A 25,725-nucleotide genomic window follows, 5' to 3' on the forward strand; every position below is an offset into this window, starting at 1 on the left:
ATTATTGTCACTACACAACCCAGTTCAGGGCGTTGAGTTAGAGTAGAGAGTATTACACCCCTTCTCAAACCGCCAAGCATCCCGGCACATATCCACCAAATCTCGTTTAGCAGTCCAACCTACAATAACCACAACATAGACAAAGTAATCCGCTATTGGATTTCCTTCTACGGACTCCCAGCTTATTGCTAGTATGGTTGTTATATAATCCACAATGTTTAATGTCGGTTCTATCCCTCGCTCAATTCACCCTCCTAATTTTACCATGGTCCAAGTTTTCCATCTACTACAAATGTGTGTAGTGGCTTCAATAACCGATAACTAAAGACAAAACTTAGGAAATGTCGAATTATAAGAGAAAAGAGAGGTACCTGGAACCTACGAGTATTAATTGAATCGAAAATTATTCTTTGTTGCATCTGTACCTAGAAAATTTATAGCCAAATAGAAAAGATTGAATTCCCATATACCAAGGATCGTTCGGCAGCGGTTCAGTACAACGAGAGATTCATGAGGTTCTGTATTCTGTATCAAATTATTATGTCCCTTTAAGCCATTGAGATAATCAATGGCTTATTTTCTATCTACTCACCCCATAAATCTCTAAACATTACGTGAAGTAAGAGCCCCTTCGTTCACGTTTCAAGGCAGGTTCATGGTTGTACCGAGGTATTGTCGAATTTTCCAAGAAAACAAAGGTTCCATGACCCTTTCCGGAACGGTGACCAGCGGGAGCCGTTCCGGCGAGTACAACTTCCAGACGTTGATTAGAAACTTCCTCCGAAGCTTGGGAAATTGATTTATACGACCAATGTGTTGAAGGATTATTTTTCGCCCTCTTTTGTACGAGTAAAACTTTAACATTGTGACACAACAAAAGTCGAACTGTTCCAAGTTAATAATCTTTAATTATATTTACTATTTTTTCAACAGAACTATTATCTAAATATTTATTTCCATCAATTGCTTTAGTCGTGTCATAGATAGAATTTAAAAGTTGGTAATATTGTTTTTCTGTTACCGTCTTGTTTTCCCATTTATACTTGTAAATTGGATTTCCTGTTTCATCAACTGGAACATTGGCAGAAGTATATCCCCAGAAACCTGCAGCGATCTGTGAAAGCACTCCATCTTTAATAGTAAATACTTTATGGTAATAATCACCCATATTTCCTGCTGCGTTACAAAGCAAGTTTCCTTTTTTAATATAGGTAAAAGAATTTCTTGATAGCTGAGTAGAATTTATGACTCCGTTATGATAAACACAAATCAAATTTCCTTGTGCCTCACAATTTCCTATTGCTACAAGTTCTGGAATCTCATCATCATCGATAAAGATGAGTTTATAACCCATCCATGCATCTTGAAAATATCCAGTCCCATTTTTTGCGAGGGTATTTTGAATATAATTAATATAAGCGTTTTTCCATTTTCCATCATTTATTACAGTTATATTCATTAATAATTGTTTCAATGATTCATCAAAAGTGACACATTGACTATTTAGATCTGACAAATTTGGTATTGGTGCTGGGTTGCAATGGTTGAGTTCATCGATCGTTTTTGCAATGGCTTCGGCTCTTTGCTCTTGATTTGCTTTTACAGCCGAGTCAATGTTTTGATATTCAGCATACTTGATTAGGCTTTCGTAGTGAATAAGTGAAAATCTCAGCAGAAGCATATAGGAGTCATACAGCAATTTCATTGTTTCGGCGTTGTGCAATTTTTCGCTTTCGGCCTTTTTCGCCAGTCCAGCCATGACAAGACGAGCCTGCTCATAATAACCAGATGATAAAATTGCCATCAGGTCGGCTTCAGATGCGGGAATCATTGAGAAGGGTGTGTATTTGCCAACTGGGGAATACGCCAGTAGATTATCAACTATTCCACCAATCTCAACCGATAGAAGGAGTGGCGTTCCTGGGGATGCGCCAAAGGCTACCACTACATTTTTTAGCCCGAATTCGATGCTTTTATCTGCAGCAAGATCCGTTGCTTTTTCGAAGAATGTTCCTGTTACGGTGTTGGTTGAGGAGGACAGCGTTTTTGAGGTGCTTCGTGCTGCAGAGAGGTAATTGCCATTCAAAGCCGGATTCCCAGCAACCTCCAAAGTATCAGCTGAAAAGGTATTACTAAAAGCATCCTTTGCTGTGCTGTCAATCTGCATTCGGTCATAAACAGCTGTAAAAGTATCAACCAACAAAAGTGAAGCATCAATCGAGTAGCCGACTCCTTTATATGCATTCTTGAAGCTGTCACGGTTCTTTATTGTATCTTGGAAATTTTTATAGCTTTGAAGTTGATCCGAGCGCCTGCTGAAAGAATAAATTGCGTCATAGGCTTGCTTCCTGTTTGCATCGTCTAACAAGAACAAGAGGTCAAAGCCTGCATTCTGTGTTTTTTCCAGAGTTGAAAGGGTTCTTGTTACATCATTAAACTTTTTAGCACGCGCTTGAGTTGCAGACTTTACAGACTGATATTTATTAATGTCCGCTTCGAGAGCCGCGTAAACCGCACTGGATTCGTCCACTCCATCAATAATGATAGACCCCATGCTTTGACCGCTAGACGTAGCCAAAAAGTCGACAATTAGGTCGCAAACAACCCTGATGTTTTTTGTGGTATCACTATAGTTTGTTACATTCATTTTCTGTTCAGAGGTAAACGCATATGCTTCCCAGAATGTCTGCAACGGCATACAAACTATCAGGCTTGCGTTTGCACTGTCGGTGGAGCAATATGCCCCCAGATAGGTTAATATTGAATAGACGGGGACTAAAATTGTGTTGTCATGCCTTACTATGTATATTTTATATTCCTCGCCATTTTCGGTTAAGGTTTGCTTGCCTACATCCAGCTTTATCGTTCGTAAGCCTTTGGCGTGTTTTAGTGTAAATACATCGCCCTGTGAGTTTAATTCACATCGGGTAATTTTCGCCACGTCTTTGATAGACATCATCATTCTGCCATTCGCCTGGAACACCGAAACGTTCTCATCTGAAATGCTTGTTCCAATAAGTTTTAAGCTATATTCTTTCAGTTCTTCGTCGGCATTTGTCGGAAAGGCAGGGAAACCCACGATGAATAAAGCAAAAATTAATAAAATGGAAACTACCTTGCTGTAGATTCTCATTTCAAATCCTCCTTGATAATTTTGGCATAGTATTCACGTAAAATCTCCGCCATATTGCTAGTAATGACGTTGGTCCATTCCTTGTTAGGGACAATCTTCCATTTTCCGTCGATACGCTTCAATGGAACCTCTATTGTAGTGGTTATTTTCTCGCTGTCCTGTTTGAGTAACAATTCAATGCGATTTTTCGCTTGTTCTGCCAATTCCTCATCAGAAAGGCTGCCCCTGACACTGAGGCTGCTTAGAACCTTTTCAAGAATAATCCGCATATTCGGCGTTGTTACTGTAACTTTTGCCGTTCCTATCCCGTCATCGTTTAGAACTTGTTCTTCAATCACAAACGTCACCTGCTCATAATAGAGCTTCACAAAGCCACTATAATCGGGTCTTTGCGCGTCAATGACAATATTCCAATCATTCAAATAAGACATAGGCTTTTTACTATTATGCGAAGAAACCAGAATCGAAATGGCAATCCCGATTGAAGTGATGGCCACTAGAATAATGGCAACAAGTAGGATTATTTTTTTGGAAGGCTTTCCGCTTTTATCAGGTTTTCCGCCTTTCTGAGTCGTTTGCGCTGAAAGAGGTTGAGTAGGATTCTGGATTTCAGGATGTTTGCACTGCTCTTGTATTGCTGGTGGCGTTTGGGCAGCACCCAGCGAGTCTTCATCAGTGGACTGTGTCATATTCGACGCATCCTGCCTTTCGCCGCAATCTTTACAAAATACTCCTTTGCCAACAATCTCTTTCCCGCAATTTTTACAAATCATATTGCTATCTCCTTATTCATATCAAAAAGTCTTCCTTGGTCGTCGCATTTCAGTATTGAACAGTCGCGGCAATATCTCCAAGCGCTGGCAGACCACAAAATCCCAATAAGCTTAATGTAAACGATTCCTGTGCTGAATCTTAAACCGCGAACATTTAACCTCGTTGGCGACTAGTCGTAATCTGTTTATCTATCGTCGAATTTTTCCCTAATATGATAATTTGCTCCCGCATTTTGTGCAGAATTATCTGTTTCCGGTGATTTCCGCTCCACAGGAGAGGCACAGCTTTTTCTCCCCTCCCGCTTCAAGTTGGACCTCGTTTGTCTCTGCTTTTGGCCCATTTTATTCCGATTCGACTTTGGCTCCGCATATCACACAGAAGCTTGGGTTCTCCGGCAGCGGACTTTCGCACTGTTTACAACGCTTTAATTCGGGAATTTTGTTCCCGCAATGCGGGCAAAATTTTGTGTTCAGCCCGATGGTCCCGTCGCACTTGGGGCACCGGATCATTCCTTGTTCAGGCTCCTGTGCCTTTGGGGCCCTTTGTGCTAACAGCAGTAATGCTTTTTTCTGCTCCAGATATTGTTGATAATATTCAGATTCTCGGACGGACAGGCTCAGGAAAAACAAAGCCACAATCACATTGCACAGAGGGGAGAAGCCGTAAAATCCGCCATATCCTCCAGCTGAATGAACGCAGGCAATGATAAATTTCACCAGATAAAGAAGCGCGTACAGACCCAGCCCGATGCTAAGGCTGACGTCACTTTTTTTAATATAGCTAAGGACAATTCCAATCCAGAAGAACCAAAATCCCAGTGCAAAAAATACATCCGAATTCAAGGTTATGATGGAAAACTCATGGAACAGCAAAAACAACAAACCTACGCTAAATAAGATAATATCAGCCATAAACAGATTACGCATTAACGGCTGGCTTTCAAAATGGTCCTTAAGGGCACGACGATAATCTTGCATATGCTCTACCTCCTAATAAAATAATCATAAAATATGGAAATGATTGCTTATTTATTCACTTATCATTCAAGCGTCCTATTGCTTAAATGTCAACACGGTACCCCATAAAAGAAGACAAACTGCTAGTTCGCAAAGTGGTTATTATTGGAAGCATTCCCATTGTTTTCTTACAAGTAGCCAAACGATGACCGGAGAGGCAAGCCCAAAAAATGAAGCCAGCCAGGAGCCTGAAAATATATTGATAAAGAACGCAACGCCAGCACAGATACAGACGATGTAAAATCCATGTTTATATCCTTTTAACAAACGGAATGCCCCAAGTATATTCACGATATTTATTGGCACGTAAACGAATAACTTAGTAGCGATCCGGGAGTATTGACTTCCTAAATTACTTTGCAACGCGGACTGAACTCTGAATGTTTCTGCCATTTTAAGGTAATAAATCCCATATACTATACTGGCTATAACTCCTATTAGACCTCCTACTATCATGAGCCACAGCCATACTTTCAGACCGCCAGTCGCCTGTGCAGGCCCACCTGTCAGATTCTGCGGCATCTCCCCTGGGCCTTCCAGATATGCATCCTGTACGCGAGTCCCGCAATTCTGGCAAAATCCGTGATCCTCCGCGAGTTTTGTTCCACAATTTGGGCAAAACATAAAACCACCTCTTCTCATAACATCAGATCTTTAAATGTTTAGGAAATTAAGCCAATCCTAATGTATTCGACTTATTTGCGTCTTTTCAGCGATATCAGCATTGGCTTGATTTTTTAACAGGGTCACTATAGCATCAGGGCCGCCAATTTTTCTCCAAAAATCGCTATCCCCCCATAAGTCTATTACTATTCTAGATTCTCCTATTTGATAGATTGCCGTTCCCTCATATACTAATTGAGCTAAATATTCCCGTAAAGATCTTATTATCTTTTCAATACTTGCTGTTTGATCATTTACCTGAAGAACCAAACGTAACCCTCCTTTAATATTTATTTCATCTGGCAGATTGTTTTCATCATACTGCGGGGGTATCATCTTAATTCTTGTCCATATTGGGTCTATGGGACGTTGTATATTGATTAGATCAAATACTTGATTATTATTAGGTTCTTCTCCAATTATATCCACATAAAAATCATTTCCTCCATAATAAATTAAGGTGTCTTTATACCCTAATTGCACCGCTCGGTCTTTCAGTATTCCAATTACATTCCGAATATCTCCTTCAGTTTGAATATTTTCTTTAAATTGGAACTGTACTCGTTCGCCCCCAGCTATATTTATGAAGGATGCCTGAAGCTTTTTGAGTTGTGTTTGGATATTTTGGGATTTCACCGCGCTATAACCTTTCGTTAGAGTCTGAACGGCCTTCCCAGGTTTTCCGTTATTGTTGTATAGTTCCGCCAGTTTTAAGTATAATACGTCGGCCTTGGGCGAGGCTTCGATACCGTTTTGCAGACTTTCCTCCGCTTTTTTAGTATCTTGCAGCCCGACATAAGCATCGGCAAGTCCGGTATAGGCCTTTGCGGTTTTTTTGTCGGTTGAAATCGCCTGTTCAAAAGCCCCAATAGCTTGATAATACTGTTTCCCCGCCAGGTATTTTTCTCCTTGAATCGCCTGCTTGTTGGCTAGCCTCGCACCAGTGTTTAGATAAACAAACACACCGGCAATGACCACTACCGCTGCCAATATACCGATCAGCAGCCGCTTCCTTTTACGCTTTATAGGGACTAAAGGATTAATTTGAGACGGCTGTTCCGACTGGGTCTCCTCTTTTTGTGAATTTTTGGGCCCGCTCTGGGCCGTGTCGATGGGCGCGCCGCACTCCCCGCAAAATAAGACTTCGTCGGCGTTTTTTGCGCCGCATTTTGTGCAAAACATTTAAAGCACCTCTTCCATATTGTTTTTAAATTTTCCTTTTTGTGTGTACAAATTACCCTGCATGATGGCTTATGGGATTTTGAAAAGCAAGGGTCTTACTTTAATTTCTGCCGATCCGTGCCATTTGTACGGATTTTATAGAGAGCATAATTGTATTTACTGTAGTAGATTTTGTAGATATACCGGAACCCGCAGAACCACTCATATTTATGGTCACTGCAATTGGGATTGCAACCGCCGTGGCGATATCAGCTGGCATTTTTTCGCTTCTTAAACTCATGTTGAACAAGATCGAACACCTCGGAGCTTACGATTGCAGGGTAGTGGAGGCGAGCCGCATTATCAGAAAGCCACACTTAATTTGGGGGAAGAAATGGACAATCCGCTGCTTTACATTTCTACGATTAGCAAATTTGAGTCGAAAGAATGGTTCATATCGTGCTGATTTTGGAGAAACTCTAATTCAGGAATATCCGATTTATCGTGAAAAGGTCATTGCCAACGTTTTAAAAAGGCGTGCCTATTCTACTTTTTGGTTCTCAGTGCTATCCGTGCGGATTTTATAGATAAAACCATTGCCACTTACTTGGGGTGTCGCCAACATTTCCGATAATTTGAGATAATATATCCAGTCGCCCACGATATTGGGCTTAACATGTCCATCGTTTATTATCTTTGTTTTGCCTGTGCCGTCCGTGCGGATTTTATAGAGAGAATAATTATCGCTTCCATTTGTATAATATATCCAGTCGCCCACGACATTGATGGAAAAAGCGTAATCACTAGTTATCTTTGTTTCAGTGGTGCCGTCCGTCCTGACTTTATAGAGAGTGACTAAAATATCGAGAGAATCGTTGCTACTTTTTGTATAATAAATCCAGTCGCCCACAACATTGATGCTACCAGCTGTATCGTTCTTTATCTTTGTTTTGCCCGTGCCATCTGTCCTGACTTTATAGAGATAATTTTCGTCGTTTGAATTTGAATAATAAATCCAGTCGCCGACTACATTGATGTAAAGAGCTAGATCGTCGTTTATCTTTGTTGTGCTGGTGCCGTTCATGCGGACTTTATTGAGGGAACCCTTTTTGATTCCATCAATATGTGTATAATAAATCCAGTCGCCCTGCTGAGCCGCAATACCCAAATTAGCAATATTGCCCGGTGTATTGCCGCTCGTGTTTGCGACTTTGTTAGCAATATTACCTTGTGTATTACCACTTGTGTTAATATCTGCAGTTTTTGAAGGTGTCACTTCATTTGTTGATTTATTTGTGTTTCCACATCCAACCAGCAAAAGAATTGTACTGAAACACAGAATGCCAACAAGTAATAATTTATTTGAAAATTTTCTCATAAATATCCTTCTTTCAATTCATATTTACCCAATATATTCCTTATCCTCTTATAAAATTGAGTTGAGTATTGTATTCATTTAATGTATTATCTTGTTATCCCAATAAGAGTATTGTGTTATTGCCTCTTCAAACTGTAAAGTGCTTTTGTTGCACCCGCGTTTTCAAAAATCTGAATTTCATCGTTATTGGTTACTTTTACATAAAATGTCGTTTCATTATAGCCACTTTGTGATACTTGTAATAAGTAGTAGCCATTAGAGTCTACCTTCTCCGAGATACTATAGACAGGCGATGGTCCCCCGATATCAATTTTTGCTACATTCTTACAGGATCCGTTGTCACTGAACGAACGGATAGTTCCGCGATCATCTTTCCACATTCCGACAATATTAAACCGGGCTGAGGAACATCCTACAACTAATATGCATACAAGCAATAATAATCCGATTGAAACTTTATGCTTCAAAATATTTCCATCCCTTCTTGAATAATCATGCATCTATTTGATGCGACCCGCATACAAAACAATATTTATCATTGATATCGAGTTTATTTCCGCAACTCGAGCAATATACTGAAATAACTTTTTATGCCTTTATTTCTACTGTTTCCTCCAAATCATCGTCGCTGTGATTCTTCATCTTAGAAACTATATACAGACATGTGCCGCCCGCAATAAGGATTCCAAAGTAAAAAGGATCAAATCTGCTGTGAAAGCCTATTAATCTTAATTTGACGATGCCAACTAAAACTAGAATGATACCGATTATCTGTAGGATGTTTTTAGATTGTTTCATAAACCTCATTTCTCTTGAATGCCGTATATGTAAATTCCTTTTTTAGAGTCCCGAAGAGCCATGCGATGGCGTACCGCATTCACCACAAAATTCATCATCAATTTCAAGTTCTTTTCCGCAATCTGAGCAAAACACCGATGTCCCTTTTTTTACATTTGTTTGTTCTCCCGTCTCGTTTATGATTTTGCCCGATGCATCAGCAGCTTTAAAGGCTGCAAGGACTTGTTGGCGTAATTTCTTTATTTCATCTTGCCCTGTGACAATACCGGAATTTTCTACCCATGAAAGAACTCTAAATACACATTTTGTTGTAGTTCCACTACGAGTGAGAACTACTTCAGCTTCGAAACTCTTCGGCCTCAATTTATGGCCAAACGCATAAGTTATACGATTTGGACTGATCGATGATTGGTAAAGAACACCTTTGAAAGCTATTGGAAGCGATTCATTTGAAACCTTAATTTGACTTTTGAGCTTGTCCATAACGACTAGTATAGATGCCGGCGTCTCGAAGTCGAGTTGTTCATTAACTTGACTTTGGCCCTCCTTATGCATTGATCTTAGAAAGACCTTCGTCATTAAAGCTTTACTTGCAGCTGATTGCACCTTATACATCAAGTAGTAGAAACCTAGACCGAGTACGCCTAAGAGTAGCAATAATAATATACTTCTGTCCAATTGAAATCCCCCTTTTCCATTTCACCAAAAATGCGGTTTATTTTGAGTTCGCCAGACTGTATTCAATCGCAAATAAAAAATAAGGAAGCGGCTCTGAGTTTAGAACACTCGCAATTTCCTGGGCATCAACGATTCTATTTGTTATGACTTGACTTCTCCTAAAGTATTTGACTTGACACTATACTAGATATTATAAAATATTAACAGAAATTCCGTTGGTATTTGCATACCTTTCAGCGTAAGAGTTCTTATAGCAGTTTATTATAAGACTTGTGCACCCCGCAAATGCACCCTGCTCAATACTCGTTACACTGTTTGGAATTGTTATGTTTTTAAGGTTTGTGCAACCACCAAACATACTATCCGGAATGTTTGTGAGGCTGGATGGAATGGTTATGCTTTCAAGGCTTGTGCATTTATAAAAGGCACCGGCACCAAAATATGTAACGTTATTTGAAATTGTAACCTTTCTCAGACTTGTGCACCCCATAAATGCACCCTTGCCAATGTCTGTAACACTATTGGGAATAGTTGTTGTTTTGAGATTTGTGCAGTTCATAAACGCTGCTACACCAATTGTTTTTATGCTGTTCGGCAGTGTGATGCTTGTTAGATCCGAAAGACCTAAGAACACATTGTTATCGATACTATTTATCCCATCAGGAATAACTACGCTTCCTCCCTTGCCCGTGTATTTAGTTAACATTCTAGTTTGGTCTATTACAAAATCACTGTTTGACTTAGAATCAAAAGTTTCTATTATTTGCTTAGGTGTTGTGCTATCTGCCACTGTTCCGTCGCCAAGTTGACCCTTTTCATTCCATCCCCAAGCCCAAAGCGAACCATCTGTTTTTATGGCAAAGCTACAAAAATCACTTGCCTCTACTACTGTTACTCCACTTGCCATTATTTGCTTTGGTGTATAAATGTTAGATTCAGTTCCATCGCCAAGTTGACCATAAGTATTTAAACCCCAAGCCCAAAGTGAACCATCTTTTTTTATGGCTAAAGTATAATCTGCCCCCGCCGCTATTGCTGTTACTTCACTTGCGATTATTTTCTCTGGCAATGCAAAATATTTTTCCCCGCCAGATGTTCCATTGCCAAACTGGCCATATTGATTAAAACCCCAAGCCCATAATGATCCATCTGTTTTTAAAGCGATTACATGAGCCCCTCCTGATGCTATTGCTTTAATGCCACTTTCTATTATCTTCTTAGGTGTATAACTAATCGTTCTAGTTCCATTGTTAAGTTGATCACCATAATTAGCTCCCCAAGCCCAAAGTGAACCATCTTTTTTTAGGGCTAGGGTGTATCCTACACCTGCTGCTATTGATTGTACTCCACTCGCTATTATTTGCTTTGGTACGACGCTTGTTATTTCAGTTCCGTCGCCAAGTTGACCATATAAATTATCTCCCCAAACCCAAAGTGAGCCGTCTTTTTTCAGTGCTAGGGTATATTCAGAACCTGCCGCTATTGATGTTACTTCACTTGCGATTATTTGTTTTGGAATTCTGCTATCTGCTCTAGTACCGTCGCCAAGTTGACCATAATAGTTCCATCCCCAGGCCCAAAGTGAACCATCTTTTTTTAAGGCTATGGTATGAGAAATACCTGCCGCTATTGCTATTACTTCACTTGTTATTATTTGCTTAGGAATATTGCTATTTGCCGTAGTTCCGTCGCCAAGTTGACCTCTATCATTATTTCCCCAAGCCCAAAGTGAACCGTCTTTTTTTATGCCTACGGTATGATCCCAACATGCAGTTATTTTTACAAATGGATTTTGTGCGGTAGTTTGTATGTTTGCTTCCGGAGTTTCGTTATTTATACTAATTTTTGCTGCTGACTGGTTTAAAGTACCGAAACTCGCTGGACTGCTCCTGTTGGCATTCATCACCATGGGAATTGTAACCGCTGAGATTGCCACAGCGCCCGCAACGATTCCGGCCACAATCTTCGTGCGAACCGAAAGTGTGGAAATTTTGTGCAGCAGATGAAATTTTGAAGTCTGCGCCGCTGTTTGCGCTACCGTTTGCGTCGTGGAGACAACTATATGCACCCCTGCGTTGACGGTTGAGAGTATTTTCGCCGCAGCTTCCGGCCCAAGAGCATTCTCTTTGGCATATGCTTCCATAATAAAGATGATCAACGGTACGACAGCAACATTGTAAAGCTTCACGCCTTGCTTCTCATAGCCTTCCACGCCTGTCTTAATCTGACGTCTTGCATATATCAGGCGGCTCTTGACGGTGGCTACGGGGCATTCTATAATCGCCGCAATTTCTTCAACGTTCAGTTCCTGATAATAATGGAGCAGAAGGGTGGTTCGCTGAGCTTCCGGCAGGTTGTCTATCAGCGCCATAATCATGTTGCGGGTTTCAGACTTATCGAGCACCTCATGCGGGATGAAATCACCCGAGGTATCCTCGATTGCATCGCTGGCATCTTTATCTTCTAACTCTTCCTTTTCAGTCAGAAGAACTTCTTTCTGTTTGCCAAGAAAATCCTTGCATTTGTTGACGACGATTTTGGAAAGCCATGCGTTGAACACTTCAGGGTTTATAAGCTTGTCAATAGATTTATAAACGGATATGTAGGTCTCCTGAACAATATCCAGTGCATTTTCATGGTTACGCACCATTTTCAATGCCAGAAAATAGACTTTGTTGTGCGTAAGCTCATAAAGCTCCTCAAATGCCTGCTGATCTCCGCTTTTAAGTTTTGTGACAATATTAATTATCCTGACTTTGGTGCTTTCATCATCCATTTTTTGACACCTCGATTTAATCTATTCTAGTATTCTGAATTCGAGATAAGGCGCTATTTATCGCTTACCTCGGTATTTATCTTTTCTCGATAATAGTCAAACTTACCGGTAAGGAACCTGAACGCATCAGCACGGCATCATCAGTAGCCGCCTCCATGGTTTCATAACCGGTAATCTCCGCTTGGCCGTTGAGGATCGGTGTATTAACTGTTGGATTAGTCCGGAGTTTATCATCTAAATATATACCTATCCGTTGACCTATGTATTTGCTTGTTAAATCTCCGAACTTCTTGGCCCCGTCAGAAGTAAAGGTCAGGCTCACAACGAATTGTCCTGATTGCCCTATACTGGCTTTGGCATCACTAATTTGGTCACCCCCCAAAACCACATATCCCTGAGGATCCCTGAAAGTCAGCTTGGCAGTCGTCCTGATAACCTCTACGGCATTATCCAGTTCTTTAATTCCAGCGATATCTACAACAATCTGTTTTTTATCATAATCAGTCTTAATTACAGGTTCTGAGACTCCCAGTCCATTAAGCCGTTTAGCGATAGTCGTATTGGCTTTGTCCATGTCATTGTTAGTAATTGTTTTCCCCTCTTTATCCGGCTCCGCTTGAAACACCAGATGAACTCCCTTTTGGGCAACGATTCTCCAACCCCAGAAGCCCCCTGCTACCAGTATTACTGCAATCAGAGTACCTATGATAATCTTGAATTTCATTCCCTTTCCCGGATTCTGGCTGGGTAAGCCCACATTCCCACCTGGCTCCTGAATCCCCTCACCTAGTTGAGTAATCATACTTCCACAAGCCACACAGAATTTTGAGTCAACTGGTAATTGTGCTCCACACTTTGAGCAGTATTTCATCTTTATAGCCATTCCTTTCGCTACGTTCAAGGCACAAAACGTTATGAAACGTATTGGCTTTGAGCGTTATTTTTGTTTATTCTACAAACATAGGGCTAGCAGTTAACTACAAATCACGAGGAGGTGAGTGGGCTACTCCAAACACGGAGTGACCGCATTTTTATATGTGTAGATTGCCTTTACAAGCACAAATAAGTGTGACTTTGAGCACGCAGACTTATCTTTGTATAAACATTACTCGTTTATAGCTAGGCAATCAGTCAATGCTGTCTATCCCTTCAACTCTAAGAAAGGAGATTTTCCTATGGCTTTGAAAATTGTCCATCAAATTTGTTGTGGCATTGACGTCCACAAAACCTTTGTGGTTGCCTGTATTGCTTCAACAAACAGCAAGGGGGTTACTGGTTACAAACGCCATCGCTTTTCTACCTTTACAAAAGGCCTAAAAGAGCTGTCACAATGGCTTTGTGAAAACAACTGTTACGAAGTTTGCATGGAGTCTACCGGAAAATACTGGATTCCGATCTTCAATATTCTTGAGGATTCCTGCAACATCACCCTCGCCCACCCAAAGTACGTCAAAGCGATTCGCGGTAAAAAAACGGATAATAAAGATGCTCAGTGGATTGCCGACTTATTCAAGCACGACCTCGTTGCAGGTAGCTTTATGCCACCGCTTGCAATCAGACAGCTTAGAGACTTGATGCGCTATCGCTCTAAGCTGACCAACTTTATGTCCAGCGAAAAAAACAGACTACAGAATTGCTTGACAGTATCCAATATTCAACTTGGTAACGTCGTTTCGGACACATTTGGCAAGAGTTCTATGAAGATTATTGACAAGATCCTTGAGAACCCTCTGGATACCACATTTGACTTAGAATCCCTAGTACATTGTTCTCTGCATAAAAAACTTCCTGAACTTGAGCTTGCCGTTGATGGGTTTATCACACCCGAACAAGCAGATAAACTTAAAGTCATTAAGCGCCACTATGAAGATCTCACTGAGCGCAGATCAGATCTCGAAAGAATTATCCTTTCTCTTTCCGCGCCCTACTCAGAAGAAATAAATTTGATTTTAACTGTTCCGTCCTTTAAAAACATCTTTTCTGCCATTACCGTGGTTTCCGAAATAGGTGTCAATATGGACGTGTTCTCGACAGCTAAGCATTTATGCTCCTGGGCAGGGCTTACACCTACGAATAACGAAAGTGCCGGAAAGAAAAAGTCTGTTAGGATTTCAAGAGCTGGTTGTTACATCAAGCCACTTCTTGTCCAATGCGCTACTGCTGTGGTAAAGAGTGAAAAGCATCCTGAAATCCGTAACCGCTACTTAAACCTCAAAAAGCGTCGTGGACACAAACGGGCCATCATTACTATTGCACGTATGCTTCTTACTGCGATCTATATGATTCTTAAAAAGAAAGAGCCCTACAATCCTGAATTGTACAAAAAATCCGATGTTCTTCCAGTAGACCGTGAAATCACGGTTGAACAAGCAATCTTGATTGCTAAGCATCAAGGATATCGAATAAAAGCTACAGCCTGACTCAGTACGTTAATTCAATTTTAATTCATCGCTTGATGGCTTGTTTGCTATGCGCAAAAATTGATATGCGTTATCCTACAAATGTTTCAGACTTCCCCTCCAGTAATAAATTTTATACTATAATTTGTATATCAGTAAACTTATACCAACAAGTCTTATGGAGCCGATATAATCCTTAACATTCTTCGTATGGAGATAAATAAACATACCAATAATGCCGTGCTTAACAATCCCAATGACCCTGCCATCGGTGCTTTCATCCATCTTTTTCCACCTATATTTATCCATTTCAGTATAGTATGTCATAAACGTTATTTCAAGAATTTTTATTATTCGACATATTTTTCCGTTTTCGATTTATCCTCTTATTTCCGACCTTTCCATTGATCAATTTTGAAAAGAATAATCCGCAGAATCCGTTTTGCTTCTTCTAAGGGCAGCCGGTTATCTTCCGCAATCCGATCTAACAAAAGAGTTAAAGTATTTTTCGCCATACATTCATCGAACCCTCTTCTTTTTTTATTTACACCCTATAGACGTCTTCAAATTGATTTAGGATTTAAAAAAGGTAAAGAATTTAAAAAATCATAGGCACGTAGATTGATTCAATCTTCGTACCTATGATTAATTGAGTATAGGTGTTGTCTTTAACCCCATCCCCGTATCACGTCTGAGTGTCAACTTATTTGCTTTGTTTCCCAGCTGCTTTTTGTTGTTCCGTCACCAGTATTCGTACCCCATGTCCAAAGTGACCCATCTGTTTTTATGACGATAGTATCTTCCTCACCTGCCGCTATTGTTGTAACGCATGAGCTCCAATACTGGTAACACTTTTGGGATTATGCAGCATCCTGTTTTGCAACTGGGATACTGAATTGAAATTCATTTGTCTTTGTAGAACAATACACCGCCTTCGGTTAAATATGACAAGTTATTGTCATCGACATATATTTTGATAAAAATTATAAATTAGAATGCGATATTCCCATCGGTATCAATATAGTTTATGCCGTTCGTCCCGTTATTAGTACTACCAACTTTCGCTAAACCGTTTTCACTGAAATCAGAGCCGTATTTAATATTCGGAATAACTGTTTTACCATTAACATCAATATAATATCCTGTGTCCTTTCCTGATGTTACAAAAATGCGCCCACACGATATGTTACCCAGCGACTGTGAGATGGGCTCAAACATCCGATCTCCTTTTTTATCGATGACACTATAAAAGTAATTACCCTGTGGATTTTTTAATTTAACGCTGCAATATCCGCCTGAAAATCCGCCAATTGGATTAATCTCTTTGTAAGAAGATAAGTCAATCACCAAATTATGGTTTCGATCATAAAAACCAGTACCCGTATTATGAAATCCTATATTTGCAAGATCGGTATAATGACTGATATAAAACTGAAGACTACCATAAGTCTCCAGTCGATTGTCCTCCTTAACTAGAAATACCAAGTCTTCCTGATAAAAATATTCTATAATACAGCGCAAATATGCTAAATAATAATTATTACCAGGCTCAATCTCCGATTTAAAAAATTTATTAGAAATGGAGTCATAAAAATTATTGCCATGATAACTAACCTTGAAAATACCATGTACTATTACTTCTTCTCTACTTGTCCCATAAAATGATTCTACCTTTAAATCAGAAGTAGGTTCGAGTATCCATTTCCCCGCGTTATCGACAATTCCTGTCTGATCCTCAGTTTTTTCAAATGTATTGATGTGTCTTTGTACAAAATTACAGTTACCATATGAATTTATGAATTGGTATTTATAGCCATCGTCTTTTGGGAAAACAACGGTGCCAATTTTATCAACAATCTTTTTCTCCTTCTCATTTTTTGAATTCGTAGTCTCAATGATAGCGCCACCGTCTGTAAAATCAGTCAGAGGCACACTGCCTGCCCCAAGAGAAAATAGCGTCTTCCCCTTATTATCAATACATTCCCATTGTGAAGAATCGCGCTGAACCCACGCCACATCATTTGAAAAATTTTTTCCATTATAAAAATAAGTCTGCGTTTTAGTAGGTGCCGCCGTCTTTGGGCTTTCAATGGGCTGAGATTGTGCTCTGTCGGAAGTGTTCTTTACAGTTTTATTCTCACCTCCACTGGAACAACCTGCCAACACGAAGCAAACTAGTATCAATAACCAAATAAGACTTTTTATACTTTTCAATTTTCACTTCCTCCTCCACCTCTTTTTTTACGAAACCGAAGCGCCTTTTGAAAAAACGCATACTTACTATGACACTTCAATTTGCTAATCGGTATTATCAACTTGGTGACGGAACTATGGCTGATTGCATTATTCCAAAGCAAATAAATAATTGTGAGTGGAGTAACGGGAACTAACGGTAGGTCATTCTTGTAGCTTTGTCCTAATAACAGCTACCCGTCCCCCTCAGTCTGCCGGATCTGCGAAACGGATCACCAGCGCTTTGCCGACCAGTCGACAGCCTTGTCGATCGATGAGCTGTTGTTCTTCGTCGCTCGGGTGGAGCTGGGCAGACCGGCAATGATATTGTCGGAACATCCACAAAAGTTGTCAATGCTTTTCGTTACCCCTAGAGCGTTCCCTAGATTTACGTCTTCCAGATTGTGAGATTGAAGCAGTTGTTTTTCGACGTCTCTGCGTGCCGCGCTCGGCATGGCGGCGTACTGGTCGCACGTCGTGGCGCCCGGGTTGGAGCAAGAGATAAGCATGGGAGCCGCGATCAGCAACGCCAGGACTGCGGCAGTTGTTGCTTTGTTCATTGTTTTTCCTTCTTTCGAGGGCGCTCCGATGAGGAGGCTCTATTTTTTCGTCATAATCCAGAGGAGTTTTCCGCCGTCGTCATAAATCTTCACTTTGCCTCCACCGGAATCCTTCACGTACAAGATCCGCTCGTTCGACGGCTGTGACACTAGGAGAGTGTAGGGCCGTTGCTGCCATTGCTGTCTTTACCGCTGGAGAGTGCATAGGGCTGCGAGCCGCCACATCATGTTCTTGTGCCTGATATCATCTTTGTTAATTTTGATCTGTTTTTTGGCGTTCTAATCAGTTTATCGGCTCCTCACATCATTCCTACGCGGTCTAATTGCTTTTTACCGGGGTTCCGATAACCCTGACCGAGGGGTCGGCTGCAGTGAAGGCAGTATACACCTTTTCGCGTACTCTCTTCATGACCTCATCGCAGACAACCATCCCTTCTTTTTCCTTCCATCTCAGAAATTTAAAGACGCCTTGCGTTGTTGAGCCACTGTTTGTGAAACTCACTGCGGCAACAAAGATTTGAGGCTGCAATTTGCTGCCATACGCGTAGACGATATGGTCAGGGCTACTGGATATTTGGTATATGGCACCTCTGATTGCAGGAATGGTTTCCTCTGGAGCCACTTGCGCTATCAGCTGACGTATGATATCCGGCACGGACGCCGTACTCTCGAAGGAAAGAGATTCTGAAACGAGCTGCTGCCCCTCAATATATTCGGAACGGAACAGGATATGTTTGTTCGCTGTTTTGGCTACCGCGTTAACTCCCTTTGATATCAGAAATCTTATCAGAATTACACCTCCTACGATTGCAATAACGAGAAGAATTGCATAGAATGTATCCATTTATATACATCTCCTTACATAGTCATAAATTTAATAATCATTATCCTGATTACAGGCTGGCTGTACCAAACGACAGGTTGCGTACAACTGGGGCTAACCTGTCAGCGGCTATAGCGCCTGCGACGCGGGCCTTTTGACGCCGCAGTTCCCGCAAAAAGCCTCATCTTTGCCATTATAGGAGCCACAGCTGCATTTCCATTTGTCGGGCAAGGAAAGACCTGCACTATCATCGCCATCCTTAACGATTTTGATCTTCTTGGCAAGATAAAAACAGATCATGGCAGCAATCAACATGCCAAAGTATAAAGGCGCTTCACGAGGATAGATGCCGATAACCCGCATTTTTATTAAAGCGATCAGGGCAAGTATACCGCCGATTACCATAAAGACTATTCTCATCTGTTCTTTTGGGTTTTGTTCCATTCTTAAGACTCCTTTCATATCCGTGGCACAGATGAATTTTATCCGTGTCACCTTTGGCACTCTTTTTAAACCTGTCTGCGAAGCTTTTTAGGCCATCCCGTACCGTACAGTTCAAGCAAGTTCAACGTCGAGGCGACCGACTGGTTGCGAATTGGTGATCCGTCGTCAGGGTTGGCCCTGAATTATAATTTACTCCCGCATTTTGTGCAGAATTTTCTGTTTCCTGTGATTTCAGCTCCACAGGAGGGGCACAGTTTTTTCTCCCCGCCCGCTTCAAGTTGGACCCCGTTTGTCTCTGCTTTTGGTCCGTCTTCTTCCGATTCAACTTTGGCTCCGCATATCACACAGAAGCTTGAGTTCTCCGGCAGCGGACTTTCGCACTGCTTACAGCGGTTCACTTCTGGTATTTTGTTCCCGCAGTGTGGACAAAACTTGGTGTTCTGCCCGATGGTCCCGTCGCACTTGGGGCACCGGATCATTCCTTGTTCAGGCTCCTGTGCCTTTGGGGCCCTTTGTGCTAACAGCAGTAAGGCCTTCTTCTGCTCCAGATATTGTTGATAATATTCCGTTTCTCGGACGGACATAGTCAGCAAATATGAAGCCACTATCAGATTGCACAGTGGAGTTAACCCGTAAAATCCACCGTATCCACCTGCGGAATGGACGCAGGCAATGATAAATTTCACCAGATAAAGAAGCGCGTACACACCCAGCCCGATACTAAGGCTAACATCGCTTTTTTTAATATAGCTAAGGACAATTCCAATCCAGAAGAACCAAAATCCCAGCGCAAAAAATACATCCGAATTCAAGGTTATGATGGAAAACTCATGGAACAGCAAAAACAACAACCCTACGCTAAACAAGATAACATCAGCCATGAACAGATTACGCATTAACGGCTGGCTTTCAAAATGGTCCTTAAGGGCACGACGATAATCTTGCATATGCTCTACCTCCCAATAAAATAATCATAAAATATGAAATGATTGCTTATTTATTCACTTATCATTCAAGCGTCCTATTGTTTAATATGTCAACACGGTACCCCACAAAAGAAGACAAAATGTTGGATCGTAAAGCTGAGGCTATTGGAAATATTTCCATTGTTCTCTTGCAAACAGCCAAACGATGACAGGTGAGGTAAGCCCAACAAATGCAGCCAGCACAGAGCCTGCGAGTATAGTGATAATGAACGAAATGACAACACAGATACAGATGATGTAAAATCCATGTTTATATCCTTTTAGTAAACGAAATTCCCCAAATATACACACAATATTTATGGGCACGGAAACGAATAACATAGTAGCGATCCGGGAATATTGACTTCCTAAATTACTTAGCAACGCGGACTGATCTCTGAATGTTTCCGCTATTTTAAGGAAATAAATACCATATGCTATACTGGCTATAACTCCTATTAGACCTCCTACTATCATGAGCCACAGCCATACTTTCAGACCGCCAGTCGCCTGTGTAGGCCCACCTGTCAGATTCTGCGGCATCTCCACTGGGCCTTCCAGATATGCATCCTGTACGCGAGTCCCGCAATTCGGGCAAAATCCATAATCATCCATGAGTTTTGTTCCACAATTTGGGCAAAACTGCATAACGAGCAACCTCAGGGGCTGCTGGTAGTATCCGCTCTGCTGCGACACATGGTTGTCCTGAAGTTGCTGATAACTACAGTTTCCGCAGAATTGCACGCTAGGGTCACATACATTTCCGCAATTTTGGCAAACATTTGTTCCCTTGTTCAGTTTCCCCGCACGGAAGTCCTTATTCGTCATTTTTAATAGGCAGAGCGCCACGACAAACTCTCTACCGTTAGTCAATAAGTATGCCTTTTTGATGTGAGCGGCAAGCCACTCGTTATAATGGAAATTTTCGATGTTTAACCTATCCCCACCGTCCATGCTGGAGCTAAAGACCTCGATAGCGCCGGTCTTTGATTTCACAAAATTGATAAGCACACCGCCGTCCTGAGCAGGAGCGGTCTGCAAGTGGCGGACGAGCAGCTCATTATAAAAGGTCGTTTCAGCTTTTTTGTTTAGCCTTTTCAGTTCGGCAATGCACTCATCAAAATCGAGCCTGTCTATCACCTCTTTGAGCGTCACAGTGTCCCCGTCACCGAGCTCGAAAATATCCCTGTTGCGCAGGTCAAGCTCGGCCCGTGCCGCCTCTATCGCTTCGGGCAGATAGTCCTCAATTTCTTCATAGATCATTTGGCGCAGCTCCGCATCGCACAATTCTGCCACCCTTTGCCTGTATTCTTGCGCACTCATTGTCAAAACCTCTTTCTGAAAATCTCAGTAAGCCCGCCTGAACCGGTTTATAATCAATGTTAACAACCTAAGTTTCAATAAAATAATAATTTTGCATTAAAAGGATGTATGAAACGGGAAGGGAATTTTGAGTGGGTATCTGACGACCCAGACGCTTGAGCATCAAGTATGCTCTCGTTTAAGATGTCGTACAATGTGCTTGTTCTTGCAGTTACGGTGCACCCACAGAAACACCAAATTACGAATAAAGCTCCGACGTATTGTCTTATGCATTTCAGCACGGACTCAAGGTAATCATATAGACAAACGTACCCACCGTTACACAGCAATAACCAGCACCGTCGTCAATATTTCGATGAAAAGTCCCCTTCTTTTACGCCGCACCGGGCCAGTCGTTCCTCGCCGGGGCAGATACTGTGAGGTCTGAACTGCTTGTCCGAACAGATGTTGCGCTCAATCGGGGGGTTGTTGAGTGGATGAAACATCCAGTGCACATTGGCTGCAGCTAGCCGTGCTGCACTCTTTTGCAACATATTTTGTACAAAATATAAAAAGCACCTCTTTCTCATTTTAATAACATCTTTCTATGTTCAAATTACCCTGCATTATGGCCAGCGTTTTAAAGTGTTGTGCCTATTTCACCTGTTGATCCTCTGTGCCATCCGTGCGAATTTTATAGTTAGACCAAGCATTGCTATTGGAACTAACCTTTGAATAATAAATCCAGTCGTCTACAACATTGATACTTGCGGAATGTTCGCTGTTTAACTTTGTTCTTCCTGTGCCGTCGGTTTTCATTTTATAAAGATAATTTTTATCGCTGGTATTACAGTAATAAACCCAGTCGCCTTGTTGCACAACAAGTCCAACATTCACAATGTTCCCAACAGTATTACCACGAGCATTAATAATTGTTGATGCCTGTGATTTTGAAGGTGAATTAGAAGCTATTTTGGATAACTGAGAGCTTGATGAAGATGCATTAGTAGATGTATGAGACGAATTAGTGCTTTGCAAAATATTATTCGCCCCACACCCACCCAATAAAAAAGTTGCAATGATAAATAATGTGCTAAGCAGTGCTATTTTTTTTGATAGTTTTTTCATGAAAATTTCCTCTTGTTTTTATTTTCGATGTGAATAGAGCCTTTGGAAAGGATGAAGAAGAAATCAAGATATTCTATCCTCACTCAACATTGATACTTGTAACACCACCCTCATGACTTAATAGCGTTCTTGTCGTGCCGTCTGTTTTAATCTTGCAAAAGTAGCCAACATCTGCACCAGTCCAGAGTGAAGTATAATAAACCCAATCCCCCGAAACATATACAGAACAAGATGCCTCACTGTTTAGCTGTGTTTTGTTTGAGCCGTCTGTTTTAATCTTATATAGATAAAAATTGTCGCCACTATTGCAATAATAAATCCAGTCTCCAGACACATAGAAAGAATTTACTTCATCGGTCGAAATAATTGTTATGCCAGTCCCGTCCGTTTTCATCTTAAGTAGCTCAAAGTTATCTCCAAGGAAATATATACTGTCTCCAACGAATTCTTGAAATAGAACAGTCTGATTATTTAGATACGTTTTTTCTGTACCATCTGTGCGAATTTTATATAAGCCTTTATTGTAATTAGATGACCCTCTGTAAAATATCCAATCTCCAACGATGCTGAAATCGCCTGTGCTTTCACTGTTAAGTTTTGTTCTGCTCGAACCATCGGTTCGAATCTTGAAAAGATTATTATTTTCGGAGACATTTTGATAATAAATCCAACCTCCTAAAACAATTAAGCTATCTGAATTGTCAGAATTTAGTTTTGTCCTCTCTGTCCCATCTGTATTTATTTTATAAAGAGAATCGTTATCATTTTGATTAGAATAGTATAACCAATCCCCCGAGGCGACGAGGTCGGAGCCAAAGTCGTTGCATATTTTTGTTTTTTGTGTACCATCGGTGCGCATTTTAAAGATTGCACGCGTTTTCGCTCCATTATAGTAACCCCAGACATAATAAATCCAATTGCCCTGTTGTATAGCTGGCATGCTACTGCTGCTCATAACTTGATTTGCATTGGCATTTACCATCACCGCAATTGGAGTGACAATCGCCGTAACCGCCACAGCTACTGCAACGATTCCTGCAATAATCTTCGAACGAATAGACAGGGTGGTAAATTTGTGCAGAAGCCGAAATTTCGAAGCACTGGCGGCTGTTTGCGCCGTGACCGCATGGGCAATATGCACCCCTGCGTTGACGGTTGAAAGTATTTTTGCCGCAGCTTCCGGCCCAAGCGCATTCTCTTTGGCATATGCTTCCAGAATAAAGATAATCAGCGGTACGACAGCAACATTGTAAAGCTTCACGCCTTGCTTCTCATAGCCTTCCACGCCTGTCTTAATCTGACGTCTTGAATATATCAAGCGGCTCTTAACCGTGGCTGCGGGACATTCCATAATCGCCGCAATTTCTTCAACGTTCAGTCCCTGATAATAATGGAGCAAAAGGGTGGTTCGCTGAGCTTCCGGCAGGTTGTCAATCAGCGCCATAATCATGTTGCGTGTTTCAGACTTGTCGAGTACCTCGTGCGGGATGAAATCGTCCGAGGTATCTTCGATGGCTTCGCTCGCATCGTTATCTTCATATTCTTCCTTTTCAGGCAGCAGGACATCTTTCTTTTTGCCCAGAAAGTCCTTGCATTTGTTGACGACGATTTTGGAAAGCCATGCGTTGAACACTTCAGGGTTTATAAGCTTGTCAATAGATTTATAAACGGATATGTAGATCTCCTGAACAATATCCAGTGCATTTTCATGGTTGCGCACCATTTTCAATGCAAGAAAATAGACTTTGTTGTGCGTAAGCTCATAAAGCTCCTCAAATGCCTGCTGATCTCCGCTTTTAAGTTTTGTGACAATATTAATTATCCTGCCTTTGGTGCTTCCATCATCCATCTGTTGACACCTCGATTTAATCCATTTTAGTATTCTGAATTCGAGATAAGGCGCTATTTATCGCTTACCTCGGTATTTATCTTTTCTCGATAATACTCAACCTTACCGGTAAGGAACCTGAACGCATCAGCACGGCATCATTAGTAGCCGCCTCCATGGTTTCATAACCGGTAATCTCCGCTTGGCCGTTGAGGATCGGTGTATTAACTGTTGGATTAGTCCGGAGTTTATCATCTAAATATATACCTATCCGTTGACCTATGTATTTGCTTGTTAAATCGCCGAACTTCTTGACCCCGTCAGAAGTAAAGGTCAGGCTCACAATGAATTGTCCTGATTGCACTATACTGGCTTTGGCATCACTAATTTGGTCACCCCCCAAAACCACATTTCCCAGAGGATCCCTGAAAGTCAGCTTGGCTGTCGTCCTGATAACCTCTACGGCATTATCCAGGTCTTTAATTCCAGCGATATCTACAACAATCTGTTTTTTATCATAATCAGTCTTAATTACAGGTTCTGAGACTCCCAGTCCATTAAGCCGTTTAGCGATAGTCGTATTGGCTTTGTCCATGTCATTGTTAGTAATTGTTTTCCCCTCTTTATCCGACTCCGCTTGAAACACCAGATGAACTCCCTTTTGGGCAACGATTCTCCAACCCCAGAAGCCCCCTGCTACCAGTATTACTGCAATCAGAGTACCTATGATAATCTTGAATTTCATTCCCTTTCCCGGATTCTGGCTGGGTAAGCCCACATTCCCACCTGGCTCCTGAATCCCCTCACCTGATTGATTAATCATACTTCCACAAGGCACACAGAATTTTGAGTCAACTGATAATTGTGCTCCACACTTTGAGCAGTATTTCATCTTTCTTTCCCCTCCAGCAATAGTTTTATACTATACGCAGGTCAAGCTCGGCCCGTGCCGCCTCTATAGCTTCGGGCAGATAGTCCTCAACTTCTTCATAGATCATTTGGCGCAGCTCCGCATCGCACAATTCTGCCGCTCTTTGCCTATATTCTTTCACGCTCATTGTCAAAACCTCTTTCTGAAGATCTCAGTAAGCCCGCCTGAACCGGTTTATAATCAATGTTAACAACCTGAGTTTCAATAAATTAAAATAATAATTTTGCATTAAAAGGATGCTACCTATTTCACCTGTTGGTTCTCAGTGCCGTCTGTGCGGATTTTATAGTGAATACCGGAAGTATTGCTGGGTTTAGTGAAATAATAAATCCAGTCGCCCACTACGCTGATAGACTGGGACTTGTCATTGTTCAATTTTGTTTCGCCCGTGCCGTCCGTACGGATTTTGTAGAGATACATATTGTCGCTTACATTGGAATAATAAATCCAGTCTCCTACTACGTTGATATCATAGGACTGGTCACTGTTTAATTTTGTTTTACCGGTGCCGTCCGTGCGGATTTTATAGAGATACATACCGTCGCTATCATTTATATAATAAATCCAGTCGCCCACTACGTTGATAGACTGGGACTTGTCATTGTTTAATTTTGTTTTACCGGTGCCGTCCGTGCAGATTTTATAGAGATAATCCTTGTCGCTATCATTTATATAATAAATCCAGTCGCCCACTACGTTGATAGACTGGGACTTGTCATTGTTTAATTTTGTTTCG

The 25,725-nt window shown here is 41.3% G+C and carries 26 protein-coding genes and 1 pseudogene; 1 reads left to right on the plus strand and 26 read right to left on the minus strand.

Annotation, left to right across the window (positions count from 1 at the left end; all coding sequences use genetic code 11):
* Nucleotides 1-895: 895 nt before the first annotated feature.
* The 12 genes and pseudogenes from DSOL_RS11640 to DSOL_RS11695 form a co-directional block, all read right to left on the minus strand.
* Nucleotides 896-3,133, minus strand: coding sequence for a stalk domain-containing protein (locus DSOL_RS11640; protein ID WP_075365025.1), 2,238 nt, complete (start codon nucleotides 3,131-3,133; stop codon nucleotides 896-898).
* Nucleotides 3,130-3,906 (minus strand): hypothetical protein, encoded by a 777-nt coding sequence (locus DSOL_RS11645; protein WP_075365026.1) that lies wholly within the window; start codon nucleotides 3,904-3,906, stop codon nucleotides 3,130-3,132. Before DSOL_RS11645 ends, DSOL_RS11640 begins: the two co-directional genes overlap by 4 nt.
* Before the next feature lie 342 nt (nucleotides 3,907-4,248).
* Nucleotides 4,249-4,884 carry a zinc ribbon domain-containing protein gene (locus tag DSOL_RS11650; RefSeq protein WP_075365027.1) on the minus strand — a complete coding sequence of 212 codons (636 nt, stop codon included), beginning with the start codon at nucleotides 4,882-4,884 and terminating at the stop codon, nucleotides 4,249-4,251.
* Between the two features lie 141 nt (nucleotides 4,885-5,025).
* Nucleotides 5,026-5,547, minus strand: coding sequence for a zinc-ribbon domain-containing protein (locus tag DSOL_RS11655; RefSeq protein ID WP_083642503.1), 522 nt, complete (start codon nucleotides 5,545-5,547; stop codon nucleotides 5,026-5,028).
* Between the two features lie 57 nt (nucleotides 5,548-5,604).
* The gene (locus tag DSOL_RS11660) at nucleotides 5,605-6,576 is read right to left on the minus strand and encodes a tetratricopeptide repeat protein (protein ID WP_170871494.1); all 972 of its coding nucleotides are present in this window, start codon (nucleotides 6,574-6,576) and stop codon (nucleotides 5,605-5,607) included.
* Nucleotides 6,577-6,702: 126 nt separating this feature from the next.
* Nucleotides 6,703-6,768 (minus strand): annotated as a pseudogene (locus DSOL_RS30010) (zinc-ribbon domain-containing protein); the annotation flags it as partial.
* A 520-nt stretch (nucleotides 6,769-7,288) separates the two neighbouring features.
* On the minus strand, nucleotides 7,289-8,125 hold the full coding sequence (locus DSOL_RS11665; RefSeq protein WP_075365030.1) for a DUF5050 domain-containing protein: 837 nt from the start codon (nucleotides 8,123-8,125) through the stop codon (nucleotides 7,289-7,291).
* A gap of 116 nt (nucleotides 8,126-8,241) precedes the next feature.
* A complete protein-coding gene (locus DSOL_RS11670) occupies nucleotides 8,242-8,592 on the minus strand; it encodes a hypothetical protein (RefSeq protein ID WP_075365031.1) in 351 nt (116 codons plus the stop codon).
* Between the two features lie 25 nt (nucleotides 8,593-8,617).
* A complete protein-coding gene (locus DSOL_RS30015) occupies nucleotides 8,618-8,707 on the minus strand; it encodes a zinc-ribbon domain-containing protein (RefSeq protein ID WP_075365051.1) in 90 nt (29 codons plus the stop codon).
* A gap of 258 nt (nucleotides 8,708-8,965) precedes the next feature.
* Entirely contained in the window at nucleotides 8,966-9,601 is a 636-nt protein-coding gene (locus DSOL_RS11685) for a zinc ribbon domain-containing protein (protein ID WP_075365033.1), read from the minus strand.
* A 190-nt stretch (nucleotides 9,602-9,791) separates the two neighbouring features.
* The gene (locus DSOL_RS11690; protein ID WP_075365034.1) at nucleotides 9,792-12,377 is read right to left on the minus strand and encodes a sigma-70 family RNA polymerase sigma factor; all 2,586 of its coding nucleotides are present in this window, start codon (nucleotides 12,375-12,377) and stop codon (nucleotides 9,792-9,794) included.
* Nucleotides 12,378-12,453: 76 nt separating this feature from the next.
* Entirely contained in the window at nucleotides 12,454-13,248 is a 795-nt protein-coding gene (locus DSOL_RS11695; protein WP_083642505.1) for a SecDF P1 head subdomain-containing protein, read from the minus strand.
* Between the two features lie 304 nt (nucleotides 13,249-13,552).
* Between DSOL_RS11695 and DSOL_RS11700 the strand changes: the two genes are divergently transcribed.
* Nucleotides 13,553-14,797, plus strand: a complete 1,245-nt coding sequence (locus DSOL_RS11700; RefSeq protein ID WP_075365036.1) for an IS110 family RNA-guided transposase — start codon at nucleotides 13,553-13,555, stop codon at nucleotides 14,795-14,797.
* A gap of 365 nt (nucleotides 14,798-15,162) precedes the next feature.
* Here DSOL_RS11700 and DSOL_RS29525 read toward each other — a convergent pair whose 3' ends face one another.
* From DSOL_RS29525 to DSOL_RS11750, 14 genes are all read right to left on the minus strand, one after another.
* Complete coding sequence (locus DSOL_RS29525; protein WP_282433543.1) at nucleotides 15,163-15,291, minus strand: hypothetical protein; 129 nt, start codon at nucleotides 15,289-15,291, stop codon at nucleotides 15,163-15,165.
* A gap of 183 nt (nucleotides 15,292-15,474) precedes the next feature.
* Entirely contained in the window at nucleotides 15,475-15,594 is a 120-nt protein-coding gene (locus DSOL_RS30020; protein WP_427854400.1) for a hypothetical protein, read from the minus strand.
* 172 nt (nucleotides 15,595-15,766) lie between these two features.
* Entirely contained in the window at nucleotides 15,767-16,990 is a 1,224-nt protein-coding gene (locus tag DSOL_RS11705; protein ID WP_075365037.1) for a WG repeat-containing protein, read from the minus strand.
* 251 nt (nucleotides 16,991-17,241) lie between these two features.
* Nucleotides 17,242-17,568, minus strand: coding sequence for a hypothetical protein (locus DSOL_RS11710; protein WP_075365038.1), 327 nt, complete (start codon nucleotides 17,566-17,568; stop codon nucleotides 17,242-17,244).
* Nucleotides 17,569-17,887: 319 nt separating this feature from the next.
* Complete coding sequence (locus tag DSOL_RS11715; RefSeq protein WP_075365039.1) at nucleotides 17,888-18,412, minus strand: hypothetical protein; 525 nt, start codon at nucleotides 18,410-18,412, stop codon at nucleotides 17,888-17,890.
* A 108-nt stretch (nucleotides 18,413-18,520) separates the two neighbouring features.
* Entirely contained in the window at nucleotides 18,521-18,835 is a 315-nt protein-coding gene (locus DSOL_RS11720) for a hypothetical protein (RefSeq protein ID WP_075365040.1), read from the minus strand.
* A gap of 182 nt (nucleotides 18,836-19,017) precedes the next feature.
* Nucleotides 19,018-19,782: a double zinc ribbon domain-containing protein gene (locus DSOL_RS11725; protein WP_075365041.1), complete on the minus strand. Its 765-nt coding sequence runs from the start codon at nucleotides 19,780-19,782 to the stop codon at nucleotides 19,018-19,020.
* A gap of 141 nt (nucleotides 19,783-19,923) precedes the next feature.
* Nucleotides 19,924-21,123, minus strand: a complete 1,200-nt coding sequence (locus tag DSOL_RS11730; protein ID WP_075365042.1) for a zinc ribbon domain-containing protein — start codon at nucleotides 21,121-21,123, stop codon at nucleotides 19,924-19,926.
* Between the two features lie 344 nt (nucleotides 21,124-21,467).
* Nucleotides 21,468-21,692 carry a hypothetical protein gene (locus tag DSOL_RS27255; protein ID WP_139314459.1) on the minus strand — a complete coding sequence of 75 codons (225 nt, stop codon included), beginning with the start codon at nucleotides 21,690-21,692 and terminating at the stop codon, nucleotides 21,468-21,470.
* A gap of 64 nt (nucleotides 21,693-21,756) precedes the next feature.
* The gene (locus DSOL_RS11735) at nucleotides 21,757-22,230 is read right to left on the minus strand and encodes a DUF5050 domain-containing protein (RefSeq protein ID WP_075365043.1); all 474 of its coding nucleotides are present in this window, start codon (nucleotides 22,228-22,230) and stop codon (nucleotides 21,757-21,759) included.
* A gap of 79 nt (nucleotides 22,231-22,309) precedes the next feature.
* A complete protein-coding gene (locus DSOL_RS11740; RefSeq protein WP_075365044.1) occupies nucleotides 22,310-24,079 on the minus strand; it encodes a sigma-70 family RNA polymerase sigma factor in 1,770 nt (589 codons plus the stop codon).
* Nucleotides 24,080-24,155: 76 nt separating this feature from the next.
* Nucleotides 24,156-24,950 (minus strand): SecDF P1 head subdomain-containing protein, encoded by a 795-nt coding sequence (locus DSOL_RS11745; RefSeq protein ID WP_075365045.1) that lies wholly within the window; start codon nucleotides 24,948-24,950, stop codon nucleotides 24,156-24,158.
* Nucleotides 24,951-24,975: 25 nt separating this feature from the next.
* Nucleotides 24,976-25,116, minus strand: coding sequence for a hypothetical protein (locus tag DSOL_RS27950; protein WP_170871497.1), 141 nt, complete (start codon nucleotides 25,114-25,116; stop codon nucleotides 24,976-24,978).
* A gap of 116 nt (nucleotides 25,117-25,232) precedes the next feature.
* Nucleotides 25,233-25,725: DUF5050 domain-containing protein (locus tag DSOL_RS11750; protein ID WP_139314460.1), on the minus strand; the 493-nt coding region annotated here is incomplete at its 5' end.

The sequence above is a fragment of the Desulfosporosinus metallidurans genome (assembly GCF_001936615.1).
In the GTDB taxonomy this organism is placed as follows: Bacteria; Bacillota; Desulfitobacteriia; order Desulfitobacteriales; family Desulfitobacteriaceae; genus Desulfosporosinus; species Desulfosporosinus metallidurans.